This is a genomic window from Marinicella pacifica, assembly GCF_014636635.1.
Taxonomy (GTDB): Bacteria; Pseudomonadota; Gammaproteobacteria; order Xanthomonadales; family Marinicellaceae; genus Marinicella; species Marinicella pacifica.
In genome coordinates, this window is sequence record NZ_BMEO01000008.1 from 65,732 (window position 1) to 84,147 (window position 18,416).

Consider the following 18,416-nt stretch of genomic DNA (forward strand, 5'->3'; position numbering starts at 1 on the left):
ATCGAAATTAGTTTATAATGCCGCTTTTATCTACTGAATGACCCATGAGCGCTGATCTGTCCATAGTTATTGTAAACTACAACAGCTGGCAGGTTTTGGCAAAGCTGCTTGACAGCCTTGCCAGCCAACAAATCAATCCGGTACTGATAAAATCATTCAAAGTGATTATTGTGGATAACGACTCCACTGTACAAAAACCCGATTTCAGCGCGCTCATCAAATCCTTAAACGCCGCTGCCATCGAGGTTGACTGGATTCAGTCACCAAACAACCGGGGTTTTGCCGCAGGATGCAATTTAGGCGCCAAACAGGTCAAAGACGGACTGTTGCTTTTTTGTAACCCCGACATCGAAATCCCCGCCGACGGGCTTAATCATTTAATCGCTGTATATCAAAACCACAAGGTCGATTTATTGGCCCCCAATCAAGTAAGCTTGCAGGGCAAGCCACAGAACATTTCGGGCCGGTTTCCTAATCTATGGCGCTATCTGCCTTTAATGGGCGGCTTATTCAAAGGCAGCCACCCAACATCTGAAACCAAACCCGTATTTTTTTGTGATTGGATTTCCGGTGCCGTGATTTTAATGCGTCTCAATGATTTTAAGCATTTGGGCGGCTGGGACGAAGCCTTTTTTATGTTTATGGAAGATGTTGATTTATGTTTCCGAGCCAGCCAAAAAGCCCTCAAAGTGGGCGTCACCAACCAAACAACCTGGCTCCATCACCACGGTGTCTCCAGCAAACACCGAACAGCCGATCGGGTGCGCAGCAAAAGTGCTGCTTTGGCCGCCAAACACATTTACATCAATAAACACTTTATCAGCTGGCGCAAACCGCTGGCGCATTTATTTGTTTTTTTGAAATACAGCCCTGAACTGATGCTGGGCTGGCTGTTATCCTGGCCTTTTCCCAAACCGGTTTTCTTAACCCGAAGATATATTTTAAAAACTTATTTAAAGGATTTAAAAAATGGTTTTAATTATTCAGCATAAAGCCTAAAACAGATGACACCGGCTGATGAATTTTTAAGTCGTAAGTGCTATAATTCAGCGCCTTTTACAAAGCACTCAATTTATGAAAATACTTGTCGCCATTAAACGCGTTGTGGATTACAACGTTCGCGTCCAGGTTAAACCGGACGGCTCAGGCGTCGCCACCGACGGCGTCAAAATGAGCATAAACCCATTTGATGAAATTGCGGTTGAAGAAGCCCTGCGTATTAAAGAGCAAGGCAAAGCCGATGAAGTGGTGGTGGTCACCATCGGTGGTGATGAATCGCAACAACAACTCAGAACAGCCATGGCCATGGGTGCCGACCGGGCCATTTTGGTCAACACCGATCAGGCCGTTCAACCGTTGCAGGCAGCTCAGGTATTGCTCAAAGTCATTGAAAAAGAACAGCCCGGTCTGGTTATCACCGGCAAGCAAGCCATTGATGATGACAATAACCAAACCCCGCAAATGTTGGCCACTTTATGGAACCGGCCACAAGCCACGTTTGTGTCAGAAATCGAATTTACCGATAAAGGATTGCAGGCCACCCGTGAAGTGGATGCCGGATTAGAAACCATTGAAGTGGCATTACCCGCGGTGATTTCCACCGACTTGCGACTCAATCAGCCGCGTTTTGTAAAACTACCGGATATTATGAAAGCCAAGAAAAAACCACTGGAAACCCTGGCTATTGATGAGTTGGCACCACAGCGCAGCGGCCATCGCATTAAAGCGACCCAATACGAACCACCCCAACCACGCCAAAAAGGTGTGATGGTTGAATCGGTGGATGAATTAGTGACCATGTTAAAAGACAAGGGGTTATTATCATGAGCAAAGTTTTAATTCTCGCAGAGCACAATGGTGACAGCATTAACCAATCCACCGCCAAAGTATTAACGGCAGCCAAACAATTAAAGACAGACAGCATCGACATGGTGTTATTTGCACCCAATGCCGAAATGGCTCAAGAGCTGGCACAATTTGAAGGTGTTGGCAATGTGCAGGTGGTGACCTGTGATAACCACCACGATCAACTGGCGGCTTCGATTGCCCCCACGATTGCTGAATTAGGAAAGAATTACAGTCACATCTGGGGCCCGTCCACCACCTTTGGTAAAGATGTGATGCCACGGGTGGCGGCCTTAATGGAGGTCAACCAAATCAGTGATATCATGGAAGTGATTGACAACAACACTTACAAGCGTCCTATTTATGCAGGCAATGCCATTTTGACCGTCACCACGGACAGCAATCATCAGGTCGCCACAGTGCGCACCGCCTCTTATGAAGCTGATAAAACCGATGGTGGTTCAGCTGAAATAAAGGAATGCAGCTTAGAAACCGCCGCTGAACACACCTCATTTGTGAAATTAGCCACTGGTGATTCTGATCGACCTGATCTGCAAACCGCCGCTAAAGTGATTTCAGGTGGCCGTGGTGTTGGTTCCAAAGAAAACTTTGACATGGTGTTTGAATTGGCGGATAAAATCGGTGCCGCCACCGGCGCCTCTCGGGCAGCCGTGGACGCCGGTTACGTGCCCAATGATATGCAAGTGGGTCAGACCGGTAAAATCATTGCCCCGGATTTATACATGTGTTTTGGTATCTCAGGCGCCATTCAGCACCTCACCGGTATTAAGGATGCCGGCACCATTGTCGCCATCAACAAGGATGCCGACGCCCCCATTTTTGAAGTGGCCGATATTGGCCTGGTGGGTGATTTATTTAAGGTTATCCCCGAAATGATTGAAAAAGTATAACGGAGTTATCAATGAAATTTTTACAAGAATTAGGTCTGAAAGACATTAACCCCGGCACTTACACCGGCGATGCGTGGTCAAGCGATGAATCGGCCGGTTTAATTGAATCCCATAACCCGGCCACCGGTGAATTATTGGGCAGCGTATATTCTGCCAGCGAATCCGATTATGAACAGATCATTAAAACCGCACAAGCGGCGGCCAAAGAATGGCGCCGGGTTCCTGCCCCCCAACGGGGCGAAGCGGTGCGCCTGGTGGCCGATGCCCTGCGCAAACACAAAGATGCACTGGGCTCTTTGGTGTCCGCTGAAATGGGCAAAATCAAATCAGAAGGTGACGGTGAAGTACAGGAAATGATTGATATGGCAGATTTTGCCGTGGGTCAATCTCGTATGTTATACGGTAACACCATGCATTCTGAGCGTCCCGGTCACCGCATGTATGATCAATGGCATCCCTTAGGTGTGGTGGGTATTATTTCAGCCTTTAACTTCCCGGTGGCGGTGTGGTCCTGGAATGCTTTTATTGCTGCCATTTGCGGTAATATTTCGGTGTGGAAACCCAGCCCGAAAACACCTTTATGTGGTGTTGCGGTGCAAAATATTTGTAACAAAGCCTTAAAAGACCACGGTTATCCGCCCATCTTTATGCTGTTTAACGACGGTGGTAATGAACTGGCGAAAACCTTTGTCGATGACACACGCGTCGATTTATTGTCGTTCACCGGTTCCACCCAGGTGGGCAAACAGGTGGGCGTCCAGGTGGCCAAACGCATGGGTCGTTCACTGCTTGAACTGGGCGGTAACAACGGTTTAATTGTGGACAAATCAGCAGACTTAAAATTAGCGGTGCCGGCCATTGTTTTTGGCGCCGTGGGTACCGCCGGCCAACGTTGCACCACCACCCGACGTTTATTTGTGCATGAAGACATTGCCGATGAATTGATTGACAAAGTGGTGAACGCCTACCAACAGGTTAAAATCGGTAATCCGCTGGACAAAGACACGCTCATGGGGCCACTTATTGACGGTGTGTCAGTGCAAAACTTTCTCAATACCGTTAACCGTGCCAAAGAAGCCGGCGGCGAAGTGTTGACCGGCGGTAAACCCCATGGTGACGGCCCCGGCTTCTTTGTTGAACCCTGTATTATTAAAGCCGAATCTGACTGGGAAGTGGTACAGACCGAAACTTTTGCCCCGATTTTGTATGTGATGACCTATTCAGATTTAGATGAAGTCATTGAGCAACATAACAGTGTGGCCCACGGTCTGTCATCGGCCCTGTTCACCAACGACATTCGCCAGGCCGAGCAGTTTTTGTCCGCCGGCGGCAGTGATTGCGGTATTGCCAATGTTAATATCGGCACCTCCGGTGCTGAAATTGGTGGTGCTTTTGGCGGTGAGAAAGAAACCGGCGGCGGCCGTGAAGCCGGCTCAGATGCCTGGAAAGCCTATATGCGCCGTCAAACCAACACCATTAATTATTCAACGGATTTACCTTTGGCCCAAGGTATTAAGTTCGATATTTAATGACTTTGCTTGATTCCATTATAGCCTCATCAAGCACACCGTTTGGTGAGGCTTTTTTATAATGCTTATCTCCAAACTTTACAGCCGGTTTTTACAACAACTGCCGGCCGAAACCGCCCATGATTTGGCGATACGCTCATTGGGCAGCCCCTTGGCTAAAATAACACCTGTCAAACAGCCGGATTCACCGATTGAACTAATGGGCATCCACTTTCCAGGCCGGGTGGGACTGGCTGCCGGCTTTGATAAAAATGCCGATGCCATCAGCGGATTAAACCGTCTGGGTTTTGGTTTCCTTGAAGTTGGTACCGTAACCCCAAAACCACAAACCGGCAACCCCAAACCCCGGTTGTTTCGCCTTGCCAAAGACCGGGCCATTATCAATCGCATGGGCTTTAATAACAAAGGTGTGGATTATCTGGTTAACCAGGTTCAAAAAAGCCATTATTCAGGTATTTTAGGCATCAATATCGGCAAAAACAAAAACACGGACAACGACAAGGCACTGGATGATTATCTGATCTGTTTTCAGAAAACCCATTTTTTGGCTGATTACATCACCATCAACATTTCCTCACCCAACACCCCGAACTTAAGGGCTTTACAAAGCAAAGACAGTCTGAATCACCTGCTGTCGGGTCTGAAACAGGCCCAGTTTGACGCCCAAAAGAAAAGTGGTCATTACACCCCTCTTGTGGTCAAAATTTCACCGGATGAAAACCCCGAGCAATTAAAAGCCATTGCCGAAGTGTTACTGGAAACCCGCATCGACGGTCTGATCTGTACCAACACCACGATTTCAAGACCGGATCATCTCAACAGCGCTGCCGATTTAATCAATCAAACCGGCGGACTCAGCGGTGCACCACTCAAAACGAAAGCCACCGAAACCCTCAAAAGCATGCGGGAACACTTAGGCACCGATTTCCCAATTATCGCAGTCGGTGGTATTATGAATATGGCAGACGCCCGACAACGTTTTGAATGTGGCGCTGATTTAATACAAATTTACAGCGGTTTTGTTTATCATGGTCCGCAGCTGATTGATGACATAAACCACGGCTTAACACAACCCCATGGATTCACAACACAAGCTTAAACCATTCAATACCTTAAGACTTGACAGTGTCTGCGAACGCTATGTGCCAATTAATTCATTGAGCGACCTGGAAAGTCTGCCCAGAGACCTGAAAGTTTCAGACATGCTGATTCTGGCCGGCGGTAGCAATGTTTTGCTCAGTCCTGTAATTAATCGCCTTGTCGCCCACATACAACCCCGCAACCACATTCAAATCGTGGATAATCTGGTGGTCGCCTGGGCCGGCACCTCCTGGCACGAACTGGTGGTGTGGGCGGTCAGCAAACAACTGGGCGGCATAGAAAACCTGGCCCTGATTCCGGGCACCGTGGGCGCCGCACCGATTCAAAATATCGGCGCTTACGGCGTCGAAATAAAAGACGTGCTGGCGTGGGTCGAAATCTATAACTGGCACACCGGCGGTTATCACCGACTGAGCAACGAAGACTGCCATTTCAGCTACCGCCACAGTCTGTTTAGATACCATGACCAGCCCTGGATTATCAGCCGCGTCGGACTTGACTTACGCCCCAACCGACCGGTTAACCTCAGTTACCCGGCCTTAAACCAGTATCTGAGTGACAACAAAAATCCAAGCTACGCCGATGTTGCCAAAGCGGTTACTGAAATTCGACAATCGAAATTACCCAACCCCACCCAATTACCGAACGCCGGCAGTTTTTTTAAAAACCCCGTCATCGACCGCCATCAAGCCGAAAAACTGGCTGCAAAACACAAAAAAATACCTCTTTACCCGGTCCCAAACAAACCCGACATTAAAAAAACCAGCGCCGCCTGGCTGTTAGAAAAATGCCATTTCAAAGGCAAACGCCACGGCGATGCCGGTTTCTACGACAAACACGCCCTGATTCTGGTCAACCACGGCCGGGCCACCCACCAGGATATATTCACCCTCATTCAATCCGCCAAAAAAGCCGTCAAATCCAAATTCGGCATCACCCTGGAAGAAGAAGTTCGAATTGTTTAGCCCTGGTTTTGAGCAAAAAAAATCCCGGGAGTGACCCGGGATTTTGTTGGTTTATATGGTTAAACCTTATTCGATGATAAATTGACCTTTCATCACACCCCAGTGACCGGGGAAGCTGCAGAAGAAAGAATAATTCACGTCTTTGGATAATTCAGACACATCAAAAGTAACGGATGTGCTTTCACCACCACCGATGATTTCAGTGTGGGCGATAACTTTAGACATGTCAGCAGGCATATAATCGTTGTCCAAACCTGTGGACATACCGGCTGTTGCCACTGACTGCATGTCGTCGGTTTGGGTCAACACCCAGTTGTGACCCATCACGTTGGCAGCCATGGTGCCTGAATGGGTTAAAGTCAATTTGACTTCGGTGCAATCTGCACCCACAGTCAATTCTGACTTGTTAAACTGCATCTGGTCGTTGCTGTCAATTTCCAACTCGCAGGTTTTGGCGTTGACCGCAGAAACCAAACCAAATGACAATAATAAAGTTGTTAATGTAATCAATTTTTTCATAATAGTACCTTTTAAAAAAGTAAAATAAATATGGTTGTTTATGACCTGAAATTCAAGTGATAACAACCGGGAAAACCCTGTAAATCATCTAAATTTTTCAATGCGCACATTATAACGCACTAAAATTAACAGCGCGTTAATGAAACGTCAAATAAACAGATATTTTTATGGCAAAGCAATTGAGTCGCCTGTCATTCCTGCTTATAATGGCCTTTTTATTTTCATTGGTTTATCATGCAGAAAATTATTGTGTTGTGTCTGTTGTTTTCTTTCGGTCCGGCAATGGCCGAAGGTGACCCGGTTCGCGGTGAACAAATTGCTTATACCTGTACCGGCTGTCACGGTATCCCGAAATATAAAAATTCCTATCCCAATTACCATGTGCCGAAAATTGGCGGCCAAAATGCAGCCTATCTGGAAACCGCCCTTAAAGATTACCGTGACGGCGCCCGCCGCCATGGCACCATGCAAGCGCAAGCAGGCAGTCTGAGCGATCAGGACATTAGTGATATCGCCGCTTATTTTTCTCAACTTGGCCAAAATCAGCAGGACAAACCATGAACAATTTTAAAAAACCACAAATCATCTCTGTCGCACTGTGTGTGTTCGCTCTTTTAGTGGGAAGCAATGCGCTGGCCTTTGATGCCGAAGCGGGTAAAAAGAAAGCCGAACAAGTCTGTGCTTCATGTCATGGTTTAGATGGTGTGGGCATCATCCCCACCTACCCAAATCTTGCCGGCCAGTATGTGGATTATCTGACCAAAGCCCTCAAAGACTACCGTTCCGGTCAACGCAGCAATGCCATTATGGCGGGTTTTGCCGCCACCTTAAGTGACGAAGAAATTCAAAACCTGGCGTACTACTACGCCACCTTAAAAGAAAATCGTTTACCTGTCTTAGACCTGAAATAAGACTGTGTCAAAACCCCAATACGCCCTGATAACCGGTGCTTCCGCCGGTTTGGGTTTGGCCTTTGCCGAACAACTGGCGGCTAAAAAAACAGCATTAATTCTGGTGGCCAGGCGTGCACAGCGCTTGCAAAAAATAACCCAAGAACTGACCGATCAACACGGTATAAAAGCCCATTACCTGGTCGCAGATTTGGCCCATCCCGATGCACCGGATAAAATTTTTGAGCAATGCCAAAACAATCAATGGCCGGTGCATACCCTGATTAACAATGCCGGTTATGGTGTGCCCGGCGATTTTGATCATGTGGATTGGGCCACCCATCAGGCACAGTTGAATGTGATGCTCAACAATCTGGTGAAACTCAGTTATTTATTTTATCCGGCCATGAAAAAAGCCGGTTGCGGCGGCATTTTACAGGTGGCGTCACTGGCCGGTCTGGCGCCGCCGACCGCCGGACACACTCTGTACGGGCCGATGAAAGCTTTTGTGATTAAGTTTGCCCATTCTTTGCATTTAGAAGCCAAAGACTTTGGCGTCCATGTGACTGCCGTCTGTCCGGGCTTTACCTACACCGAGTTTCATGATGTCAATGGCACCCGCAAGCGCATGAACAGCCTGTCTAAATCCCTGTGGATGAATGCCGATGATGTGGTGCGCCAAAGCCTACAAGCACTGGCAGACAATAAACCGGTCAAAATAAATGGCTGGCGCAACCGCTTGATTGCCTTAATGACCCGCTTATTTCCGGACAAACTGATTCGTGCCTTGTTCCAAAGCAATATTCAAAAATACCGTCAACGCAGCTCAGATTAGAACATAAAAAAAGCAGCATGTGATATCACAGACTGCTTTTTTTGCGTACACAAATTGCTTAGCGGGTGGCTGACACCAAATTACTCAAGGAATTAACCGCCACCATAACGGTGGCATAGTCAGCCTGTTTGTCGCTTTTAATGTTGGTCATGAGTTGCTTCATGTTATTGACCATTTTTTGCTGATCATGCAGCCACTGATCCATCACCGTTTGTGCTGATTTTTTGGTGCCATAGCGACGTATCAGCGCGGCAGTCAATTGCGCATGGTGTTCACTCAGATCGTCGCGCAAATCACCGCGGGCATGCACATGCCAATGGCTGTCCACCGGCAATTTTTCCACCATGCTGTTAAGCCACACTAAATTCAGGTATTGGCCCAGCGGGAAAAACATGTCAGCGGCACTTTTCACCGTCACCTGTTCGTCATTGGCCACTTTCACCACATCCAGCGCGGCTTTGATATAGGGCAATGCGGCCAATTGCTGCGCGATGTTTTTATGAAAGCCGTTGTCCGTTAAATTTTTCTTCTCACGCTGATACAACTGCACATCCGCAGGGGTGATATGTTGATCAAAATTTGTCACAAATTGATTCACACCTGATTGCAGTTGTTCTAACTGAGCTTGTAAATCCAGACTGTGACCGATGTTATTCAATACCCAACGAACTGACTGCCGAACAAATGACCAGATGGCTTTCAGGGCTTTTAACTGCTCTTCTGCGCTGACCACACTGTCATGATCATCAAGCGCTTGCCAAAGATTATTTAAATCAAACAATTCCACCACCAAAAAGTAAGCCAACGCAATGGCACTGACATCCGCCCCGGTGTCTTCATTCATGCGCATCATAAATGTGGCACCCATGCGATCAATGATTTGACTGGTTAAAACAGTGCCGATGATTTCTCGTTTCAGCTGGTGGTTTTGCAGGTATTTGGCATCCACTGATTGTAATTGTTTGGGAAAATAATGCACCATCACATCAGCCAACCAGGGATCATCCAGAACCTCAGATGCCAACAATTGCTTGTATAAATCAATTTTGGAATAGGATAACACCACACACAATTCAGGACTGTACAGACCTTCGCCATTTTGCTGGCGGGTCTTTAACGCCGCTTCTGAAGGTAAATATTCAATTTCCCGGTCTAAAAGACCTTTATTTTCCAGGGTCTTAATCAGGTGGGCTTTGGCCCCGATGCGCTCGGCACTGACATGCAGCATGAAAGACAGGATTTTGTTCTGCCGATAATTATTGGTGAGCACCAAACGGGACACTTCATCGGTCATGTCTTTCAAAAGATCATTGCGCGCCGCCAGGTCCATGCCGCCATCTTTCATAATCTGTTGCAATAAAATCTTGATGTTGACCTCATGGTCAGAGCAATCCACGCCGGCAGAATTATCGATAAAGTCGGCATTGCAACGGCCACCGGTTTTGGCATATTCAATCCGACCGCGCTGGGTCATGCCAAGATTGCCACCTTCACCAAACACCCGACATCGCAATTCAGCACCATTCACCCGTAAAATGTTGTTGGCACTGTCACCCACATCAGCATGGGTCTCTTCACTGCTTTTCACATAGGTGCCGATGCCGCCGTTCCAGATAAGATCCACCTCTGATTGCAACAGTTTTTTAATCAACTCCTGCGGCGCGATATCATCTTGTTTTAACTTAAGCCATTCTTTGACTTCAGTGGACAAAGGAATCGCTTTATCAAACCGCGAATAAACACCGCCGCCTTTGGAAATCAGTTTTTTATCATAATCATCCCAGGTGGAGCGCGGCATTTCAAACAAGCGTTTACGCTCTTTCCAGGAACTGGCTGAATCGGGGTTGGGGTCAAGGAATATATGCATGTGGTTGAAAGCCGCTTTCAGACAAATGTGTTTTGATAACAACATACCGTTACCAAACACATCACCACCCATATCGCCGATACCGACCACTGAAAAGTCCTGCTTTTGGGAATCGATGCCCATTTCTCTAAAATGACGTTTCACCGATTCCCAGGCACCGCGTGCAGTTATGCCCATGCCTTTGTGGTCATAACCGGCTGAGCCGCCTGAGGCAAAGGCATCGCCCAGCCAAAAACCACGTTCCGTGGAAATGGCGTTGGCGATATCCGAAAAGGTGGCCGTGCCTTTGTCCGCCGCCACCACCAAATACGGATCATCACCGTCATAACGCACCACATTATCCGGATGGGCCACTTTCTCGTTGACAATGTTATCGGTGATGTCCAGCATCGAGCCGATAAAAATCTGGTAACAGCGCTTCACTTCTGCCATCACGGTGTCCCGGTCACCCTGCGGCAGGTTTTTCACCACAAAACCGCCTTTCGAGCCCACCGGTACAATAATCGAATTTTTAACATGTTGTGCTTTGGTCAACCCCAACACTTCGGTTCTGAAATCTTCATAGCGATCAGACCAGCGCAAACCACCGCGAGCCACTTCACCCATCCGCAAATGAATGGCTTCCACATCCGGAGAATAAACAAAGATTTCACGGAACGGTACCGGTTTGGGTAAGAAAGAAATGGCGGCAGAATTTATTTTGATACTCATCGCCGGCTTAAACTGATCCGTGTCATCTTTTTGGAAAAAATTGGTGCGCAAAATGGCCCGAATGGTCTCCATGACATAGCGAATAATCCGGTCTTCATCCTGAGATTTAACACTCACCAACAACGCGTTAATGGCTTTTTCCACCTTATCGGCAAGACTCTCACGGTCTAATTTTCGGCTGCGGAAATATTTATCCACACAGGCCTGCTGGTTGTCATTTAATTTAATATTCAGATGATTTAATTGATCACCGAATTTTTGTTTAAAGACCTTAAAATATTCCCGGATTTCGGCAGCATCCAGCTGATCCAGCGCAGGACTTAATCGAATCGTGAACAACTCCACCAGCCAGCGACTGATGTGCGGCTGATTAACCAACGCTTTGACAATGTAATCTCGACTGTATGGTAAGCCGGTTTGTAACAAGTATTTAACCAGCCCATTAATAAAATAGATTTGACGCCAGTTTAGGCCACCCAAGATAACCAATTTATTCAACGGATTAGAACTCAGTTGATTGCGTGACACTTTAGCAAAGGTGCTGTGAAAGCGTTCCCGCACCAGCTCTAATTTTAAAGCGGCGCCGGAAGCCAGGTTTAAGTCAAAATCCTGCACCCAAATGACACGGCCATCAGCAAGACGCCACTCATAAGGCCGTTCACTGACCACCTGCAAACCTAAATTTTCAAGATCAGGCAACACTTCACTTAAGGGCATGGTTTTATTAAAGCGAAACACCTTAAACCGAAATTCACCCTGATGTTTAACCCGGGGCATATAGAGGCTGACACGCAAATCCTCATCATTCTCCAGTTTATTGGCATGTTCAACATCGTATGAGGCCACCCGTGGGCTGACATCTTCCGTGTAAGCCACGGGAAATGCGCCTTTAAATTTACTGATTAAATTTTGGGCCTGCTCCATCCCAAACCGTTCAATCAATACCATGCGCAGTTGATCTTCCCAGGTTTTGACTTCTTCGATAACATCCTGTTTTAATTGAGCCAGCAAAGTATCGTCAAATTGTTGAACATCTCGAATCACCAGATACAGGCGGGCATAATGGGAATCATCAATCGAAACAGCATATTCCACTTCAACGCCGTCCACCGCACGCGTCACCAGATCCTGAATTTTATGCCGCACTTTGGTGTTAAACAAATCCCGCGGCACATAAATCATAAAAGAAGCGTATCGACCAAATTTATCCACCCGGGCAATCACCTGGGTGGTCACCTTTTCCTGTATAGCCAGCGACTGATAAATGGCATAGAACAATTCTTTGGTATTACTTTGCATCACCTCATCCCGTGGAAAGCTGTCAATGATATGTATCAACATTTTTTCGGAATGGGAATTGGCTTCAAAATCAAATTGCTTAATCAGTTGTTTGATTTTGGTTTTGATGTAAGGAATTTCAGCGGGGCTGGTATTGGTGGCTTGTGAAGTGAACAAACCTATAAAACGGTGCTCGGCCACCACATCGCCGTCGGCATTGGTTTCCAGCACGCCAATATAGTCCAGGTTACCTTTGCGGTGAATTTTTGATAGTTTATTGACTTTGGTTAATACCACCAGGTCAGATTGTTTTTTGACTTTATAATCACTGACTTTTATTTGACTGGCATCATTCTTATCGGCATCCAGTTCAGGCCGCAACAGACCCAAACCGGATTGTTTATCAGCCACCAAATAATCTTTTTTCTTTTCATAGTGGCGGTAGCCGAGAAAGGTGAAATTATCAGCCGCCAACCATGCGATAAATTTTTGCTGGGCTTTGCGGGTACCGCTATCTCCCAAATCACCGAGTTTTGATTGCGCAGTTTCCAATTGTGACAGCATCGGCTTCCAATCCGCCACTGCACAGCGAATTTGACCAAAAACCCGGTTGAGATAATCCTGCAACTGCTGTCTTTCATTGTCATCATCAATTCTTGAAACCTCAATATAAATTAATGATTTAAGCTGTACATTTTTATTTTTAGGTTTATCAATCAATACCCGGTCTTTATCCCGACCTTCGATTTGAATAATCGGGTGTGAAATCAATTTTACCTCAAGTCCAAACTCTGCACAGGCCATGGTCGCTGAATCCACCAGGAATGGAATGTTGTCATTGACCAAAAATATATGCGAAACCGTCGGGTCATCGGCCAGATGGGTGACTTCAATCACCGGTTTTTTCAGGCTTGATTCGCTCATAATGCCAATCATGCGGGTCATCACTTCAACCCAATAGTCAATATCATGTGAAGTGACTTCTTCCATGGTCATGTGGGTAAACAATTGTTTCGCCAGTTGCTCAGCACTTTGGGCGTAGGGGTATTTGTTTTTTCTGATGTGGGCGGCAAATTTCTTGATGAATTTTTTATGCTCAGAAGTCAATAAAGAATGCATATATATCTTTCCTGTGTCCGAATATAGTGAATAGTCGGCATCACGTTTAATTAAAAAAATCAACGATTCAGTCTGCGTAACAGGACTGAAATAACTTACCGAATTGTAACTTTTTAACCAATGAAAAGGTAGGTTGAAAAGCGCTATTTAATGGTTGTTTGATATCCGACAAACCACGCGGATTAACCATTGACAGAAAATCACCAAAATTTAGGCTTGTAATTTAAACAAATCCCACTAAAATCCATCATATCCCTTTATTCGTATATAAAGATATATGGAACTCAACGAATTATTTAAACTACTGTCCGATGAATCACGGATTCGCTTGTTATTGCTGTTGCAGGACAACGAACTGACTGTGGCAGAAATGGCAGAAATAACGCAAATGCCGCAGCCAAGGGTATCCACCCATTTATCTTTATTGCGTCAGAGTGATTTGGTGATTGTGCGTAAACAAGGTGTGTTCGCCTATTACCGCATAAACAACGGCACTTTTGATGCGCGTCACCCCGATTTTTTAAACTTACTGATCGCTCATTACCGTGACCATGCTTTAATCAAACAAGATTTAAGACGACTCGATCAGGTTTTAAACCAGAAAGCCAAAAGCAATCAATGGGTGGACAGTGTCGCCGGTGACATGGAGCGACATTATTCTCCGGGCCGCACCTGGGAAGCCACCACCCGCTTAATTGCCCGCATGATTCAGCTGAATAAAGTACTGGACATTGGTTCCGGTGACGGTGTGCTGGCTGAACTCATGGCACCGCAGTGCCAAGAATACACCTGTGTTGATAATAACCACAAAGCCATGCAGGCGGCACAAAACCGCTTACAACATTTAAACAATGTTCAATTTTCAGAAGCCGACATGCATGATCTGCCGTTTCAGGACAATCAATTTGATTGTGTGTTGCTGTTACAGGTATTGACTTATGCCGAAGACCCCAAAAAAACCATATCTGAAGCGGTTCGGGTCACCCAACCCGGCGGTCGCATTATACTGGCTACCTTAAATAAACACGCTCACCGTCATGTTAAAAAGGAATACGGCCACATTCATATGGGGTTCAAACCAAGCACCATAGAAAACTACTTTTTAAAGCAAAATTGTCAGTCAGCAGAAGCCCGCATTACTTCACAGGAACAACGTTTACCCCATTTTGAAATCATCACCGCCGAGGCCGTTAAATGAGCAGCATTCGTCAAGCCCTCACCAAAGCCGTTAATGAACGAATTCTGTTACTGGATTCCGCCATGGGCACCATGATTCAGCAATTAAAACTCACTGAATCTGATTTTCGCGGGACCCTGTTTAAAGAGCACAGCACTGATTTAAAAGGTAACAACGATATTTTATCCCTGACCCAAGGCGATTTAATCCGTAATTTGCACGAGCAAAATCTGGCGGCCGGCAGTGATTTAATTGAAACAAACACCTTTAACGCCACTCGCATCGCACAAGCCGATTACGGTACTGAAGATTACAGCTATGCCATTAACAAGGCCGCCGCCGAGTTGGCTAAACAAGCCTGTGATCAATACAGCACAGCAGACAAACCACGTTGGGTGGTGGGTGTTCTTGGCCCCACCAACCGCACCGCATCCATTTCACCGGATATTAATCGGCCTGAATTTCGTAATGTGACTTTTCAAGAGCTCACCGATGCCTATAGTGAAGCGGTGAATGGTCTGTTAGATGGTGGTGCAGACATTTTGATGGTAGAAACCATTTTCGACACGCTGAATGCCAAAGCCTGTTTGTTTGCCATCCAAACCCGATTAGATGAGCGCCAGATTGACGTACCACTGATGATTTCAGGCACCATTGTTGATGCCAGTGGCCGGACTTTATCCGGTCAAACCCTGACCGCCTTTTACCATGCCATACGCCACGCCAAACCGTTCAGTATCGGCCTGAACTGTGCGCTGGGCGCGGATGATCTGATTCCCTATATCAAAGAACTGAATGATATCTGCGAATGTTATGTCAGCGTCCACCCGAATGCCGGTCTGCCCAATGAACTGGGTGAGTATGACCAGAGTCCTGAGCAGATGGCCACGATTTTAAAGCACATGATTGACCGCCGACATATCAATATCATGGGCGGCTGTTGTGGCACAACACCTGAGCACATTGCGGCCATGGTAGCGTTACCACTTAAAAATAATGGCCGTCCCCTCCCCCAATTTAAACCAATGTGTCGCTTATCAGGTTTAGAACCACTCACCATCACACCCAATATTAATTTTATCAATGTTGGTGAACGCACCAATGTCACCGGTTCAGCCAAATTTAAACGCCTGATTAAAGAGGATAAACTCAGCGAAGCGGTGGAGGTGGCCCAACAACAGGTGGATAACGGTGCCCAGATTATTGATATCAATATGGATGAGGGACTACTGGATTCTGAAGAAGTGATGGCGACATTTTTGAAATTGATCGCCTCAGAACCCAACATTTCAAAAGTCCCCATTATGCTCGATTCTTCAAAATGGAGCGTACTGGAAACCGGCTTACAACTGATTCAGGGCAAAGGCGTTATCAATTCCATCAGCCTCAAAGAAGGCGAAGAAGAGTTTTTACAGCATGCCCGCCTGGCCATGAAATATGGCGCAGCGGTGATTGTCATGGCGTTTGATGAACAAGGTCAAGCCGATAATCTGCAGCGGCGCATAGAAATTTGTCAGCGTTGTTATGATTTACTGACACAAGAAATTAATTTCCCGCCGGAAGACATTATTTTTGACCCCAATATCTTTGCCATCGGCACCGGGATTGCCGAGCACAATAATTATGGTGTGGATTTTATCGAAGCCACCCGCTGGATTAAAAAAAACCTGCCGCATGTGCATGTTTCCGGCGGTGTGTCCAATATTTCTTTTTCTTTCCGGGGCAATAATCCGCTGCGTGAAGCGATTCATTCGGTGTTTTTATACCATGCCATCAAGGCCGGCATGGACATGGGCATTGTTAATGCGGGGCAACTGACCGTTTACGATGATATTCCGACACATATTCGGGATAAAATTGAAGACCTGTTGTTTAACCGTGACCCTGATGCCACCGAAGATTTGATGGTGTTGGCGGAAGAATTGCAAAAAAGCCAAACCGATGACAGTGACAAAAATGCCTGGCGTGATTTACCGATTAATGAACGCATCAGTCATTCCCTGGTACACGGTATCAGTGATTATATTGAACAGGATGCGGAGCAAGCCAGGAAAGCGCTGGATGAACCGCTGGAGGTGATTGAGGGGCCGCTGATGGATGGTATGAATGTGGTCGGTGATTTATTTGGTGCCGGCAAAATGTTTCTGCCACAAGTGGTGAAATCCGCGCGGGTAATGAAAAAAGCGGTGGCTTATCTGACACCTTTTATCGAAGCCAAAAAAGGCCGCCAACAAACCAAAGGCAAAGTGGTGTTGGCCACGGTCAAAGGCGATGTCCATGACATCGGAAAAAATATTGTCGGCGTGGTGCTGGGCTGTAATAACTACGAAATCATTGATCTTGGTGTGATGGTGCCGGCCCAGAAAATCCTCGACACCGCGATTGAACAGAATGCCGACATTGTGGGCCTTTCCGGCCTGATCACACCCTCATTGGATGAAATGTGCTATGTGGCTGAACTGATGCAGGAACGCGGCATGAGCTTACCCCTGATGATTGGCGGTGCCACCACCTCACGCACCCACACCGCGATAAAAATCGAACCGGGTTATGAGCACGCCACGGTGTGGGTCAAAGACGCTTCCCGCGCAGTTAATGTGGTCCAAAAATTATTGTCTGAAAAAGACCGAAATGATTTCTGTCAGGACATAAAAAACCAGTACGAAGAACTCAGGGAACGACGTAAAAACCGGGATCAACATAAAAAACTGATTTCTTTACAAGCCGCCCGTGATAATGCCTTACAACTGGATTGGACTCACTACCAACCACCGAAACCGAGCTTCACCGGCATTAAAGTCATCAAAAACACGCCCATCGAGGATTTAAAACCCTTTATTGACTGGACACCGTTTTTTCAGGCCTGGGAATTACACGGCAAATACCCGGCCATTTTAGACGATGAACTGGTGGGTGAAAGTGCCCGTGAGTTGTTCCGGGACGCACAAACCATGCTGCAACAAATCATCGATCACAAGTGGCTGTCTTTAGAAGCCGTGATTGGTTTTTTCCCGGCGTACCGAGACGGTGATGATGTTATCATCGAACATCAAAAACAAAGCCATCGGCTTTTGAACCTGCGCCAACAAGCCGACAAACCCAAAGCCAACTTGTGCTTAAGCGATTTTATCGCCCCCAAAGACAGTGGCGTGCAAGATTATATCGGCGCCTTTGCAGTCACCGCCGGAGTCGGCATTGAACCGCATATTGAGCGTTTTAAAGCCGATAATGACGACTATAAAGCCATCTTACTGAAAGCCCTGGCCGATCGTCTGGCTGAAAGTTACGCTGAATACATGCATCATCAGGTACGCACCCGCTATTGGGGCTACGCCGCCGATGAGGATTTAGACAACCAAGACCTGATAGATGAAAAGTACCGGGGCATCCGACCGGCACCGGGTTATCCCGCCTGCCCCAATCATCCACAAAAAGATGTGCTTTTTGATTTGCTCGAAGTCAGCCAACACACCGCCATCGAACTTACTGAAGGCTATGCCATGTATCCGGCCTCCTCGGTCAGTGGTTTTTATTACGCGCACCCGGATTCACAATACTTCGTGGTCGGCAAAATTGACGATGACCAAGCCCGGGATTATGCGCAAAGAGCCGGGATTTCTGAGGACAAAGCCCGTAAAATACTGAGAGCCAATTTATCAAGATAAAGGT

13 protein-coding genes are annotated in these 18,416 nt (G+C 46.7%); 11 read left to right on the forward strand and 2 right to left on the reverse strand.

The window, feature by feature from the left end; translation table 11 throughout:
* Positions 1-44: 44 nt before the first annotated feature.
* From IEV16_RS09840 to murB, 6 genes are all read left to right on the forward strand, one after another.
* Positions 45-992: a glycosyltransferase family 2 protein gene (locus IEV16_RS09840; protein ID WP_188365533.1), complete on the forward strand. Its 948-nt coding sequence runs from the start codon at positions 45-47 to the stop codon at positions 990-992.
* Between the two features lie 82 nt (positions 993-1,074).
* Positions 1,075-1,827 carry an electron transfer flavoprotein subunit beta/FixA family protein gene (locus IEV16_RS09845; RefSeq protein WP_188365534.1) on the forward strand — a complete coding sequence of 251 codons (753 nt, stop codon included), beginning with the start codon at positions 1,075-1,077 and terminating at the stop codon, positions 1,825-1,827.
* Positions 1,824-2,756, forward strand: coding sequence for an electron transfer flavoprotein subunit alpha/FixB family protein (locus tag IEV16_RS09850; protein WP_188365535.1), 933 nt, complete (start codon positions 1,824-1,826; stop codon positions 2,754-2,756). Before IEV16_RS09845 ends, IEV16_RS09850 begins: the two co-directional genes overlap by 4 nt.
* Before the next feature lie 11 nt (positions 2,757-2,767).
* Positions 2,768-4,285, forward strand: coding sequence for an L-piperidine-6-carboxylate dehydrogenase (gene amaB / locus IEV16_RS09855; RefSeq protein WP_188365536.1), 1,518 nt, complete (start codon positions 2,768-2,770; stop codon positions 4,283-4,285).
* 61 nt (positions 4,286-4,346) lie between these two features.
* Positions 4,347-5,384 (forward strand): quinone-dependent dihydroorotate dehydrogenase, encoded by a 1,038-nt coding sequence (locus IEV16_RS09860; RefSeq protein WP_188365537.1) that lies wholly within the window; start codon positions 4,347-4,349, stop codon positions 5,382-5,384.
* Positions 5,362-6,351, forward strand: coding sequence for a UDP-N-acetylmuramate dehydrogenase (murB, locus tag IEV16_RS09865; protein WP_188365538.1), 990 nt, complete (start codon positions 5,362-5,364; stop codon positions 6,349-6,351). The genes IEV16_RS09860 and murB overlap by 23 nt, the downstream gene beginning before the upstream one ends.
* 66 nt (positions 6,352-6,417) lie before the next feature.
* Here murB and azu read toward each other — a convergent pair whose 3' ends face one another.
* Complete coding sequence (azu, locus tag IEV16_RS09870) at positions 6,418-6,870, reverse strand: azurin (protein ID WP_188365539.1); 453 nt, start codon at positions 6,868-6,870, stop codon at positions 6,418-6,420.
* A gap of 234 nt (positions 6,871-7,104) precedes the next feature.
* On the opposite strand from azu, the gene IEV16_RS09875 reads away from it, so the two are divergent.
* Genes IEV16_RS09875 through IEV16_RS09885 form a run of 3 tightly spaced genes read left to right on the forward strand, consistent with a single transcriptional unit; the run spans position 7,105 to position 8,595 of the window.
* Positions 7,105-7,431, forward strand: a complete 327-nt coding sequence (locus IEV16_RS09875; protein ID WP_188365540.1) for a c-type cytochrome — start codon at positions 7,105-7,107, stop codon at positions 7,429-7,431.
* Positions 7,428-7,781 carry a c-type cytochrome gene (locus IEV16_RS09880; RefSeq protein WP_188365541.1) on the forward strand — a complete coding sequence of 118 codons (354 nt, stop codon included), beginning with the start codon at positions 7,428-7,430 and terminating at the stop codon, positions 7,779-7,781. The genes IEV16_RS09875 and IEV16_RS09880 overlap by 4 nt, the downstream gene beginning before the upstream one ends.
* A gap of 4 nt (positions 7,782-7,785) precedes the next feature.
* The gene (locus tag IEV16_RS09885; protein ID WP_188365542.1) at positions 7,786-8,595 is read left to right on the forward strand and encodes an SDR family NAD(P)-dependent oxidoreductase; all 810 of its coding nucleotides are present in this window, start codon (positions 7,786-7,788) and stop codon (positions 8,593-8,595) included.
* Positions 8,596-8,653: 58 nt separating this feature from the next.
* On the opposite strand, the gene IEV16_RS09890 is transcribed toward IEV16_RS09885, so the two are convergent.
* Entirely contained in the window at positions 8,654-13,570 is a 4,917-nt protein-coding gene (locus IEV16_RS09890; protein WP_188365543.1) for an NAD-glutamate dehydrogenase, read from the reverse strand.
* Between the two features lie 277 nt (positions 13,571-13,847).
* On the opposite strand from IEV16_RS09890, the gene IEV16_RS09895 reads away from it, so the two are divergent.
* Both IEV16_RS09895 and metH read left to right on the forward strand, forming a co-directional pair.
* On the forward strand, positions 13,848-14,768 hold the full coding sequence (locus tag IEV16_RS09895) for an ArsR/SmtB family transcription factor (RefSeq protein ID WP_188365544.1): 921 nt from the start codon (positions 13,848-13,850) through the stop codon (positions 14,766-14,768).
* Entirely contained in the window at positions 14,765-18,412 is a 3,648-nt protein-coding gene (gene metH / locus IEV16_RS09900; protein WP_188365545.1) for a methionine synthase, read from the forward strand. Before IEV16_RS09895 ends, metH begins: the two co-directional genes overlap by 4 nt.
* Positions 18,413-18,416: the final 4 nt, after the last annotated feature.

Bases quoted from the DNA above. Each gene is read 5' to 3' on its own strand.
- azu (WP_188365539.1), bottom strand. From the start codon at position 6,870: ATGAAAAAATTGATTACATTAACAACTTTATTATTGTCATTTGGTTTG.
- IEV16_RS09875 (WP_188365540.1), top strand. From the start codon at position 7,105: ATGCAGAAAATTATTGTGTTGTGTCTGTTGTTTTCTTTCGGTCCGGCA.
- amaB (WP_188365536.1), top strand. From the start codon at position 2,768: ATGAAATTTTTACAAGAATTAGGTCTGAAAGACATTAACCCCGGCACT.
- IEV16_RS09895 (WP_188365544.1), top strand. From the start codon at position 13,848: ATGGAACTCAACGAATTATTTAAACTACTGTCCGATGAATCACGGATT.
- IEV16_RS09860 (WP_188365537.1), top strand. From the start codon at position 4,347: ATGCTTATCTCCAAACTTTACAGCCGGTTTTTACAACAACTGCCGGCC.
- metH (WP_188365545.1), top strand. From the start codon at position 14,765: ATGAGCAGCATTCGTCAAGCCCTCACCAAAGCCGTTAATGAACGAATT.
- murB (WP_188365538.1), top strand. From the start codon at position 5,362: ATGGATTCACAACACAAGCTTAAACCATTCAATACCTTAAGACTTGAC.
- IEV16_RS09890 (WP_188365543.1), bottom strand. From the start codon at position 13,570: ATGCATTCTTTATTGACTTCTGAGCATAAAAAATTCATCAAGAAATTT.
- IEV16_RS09840 (WP_188365533.1), top strand. From the start codon at position 45: ATGAGCGCTGATCTGTCCATAGTTATTGTAAACTACAACAGCTGGCAG.
- IEV16_RS09880 (WP_188365541.1), top strand. From the start codon at position 7,428: ATGAACAATTTTAAAAAACCACAAATCATCTCTGTCGCACTGTGTGTG.
- IEV16_RS09845 (WP_188365534.1), top strand. From the start codon at position 1,075: ATGAAAATACTTGTCGCCATTAAACGCGTTGTGGATTACAACGTTCGC.
- IEV16_RS09850 (WP_188365535.1), top strand. From the start codon at position 1,824: ATGAGCAAAGTTTTAATTCTCGCAGAGCACAATGGTGACAGCATTAAC.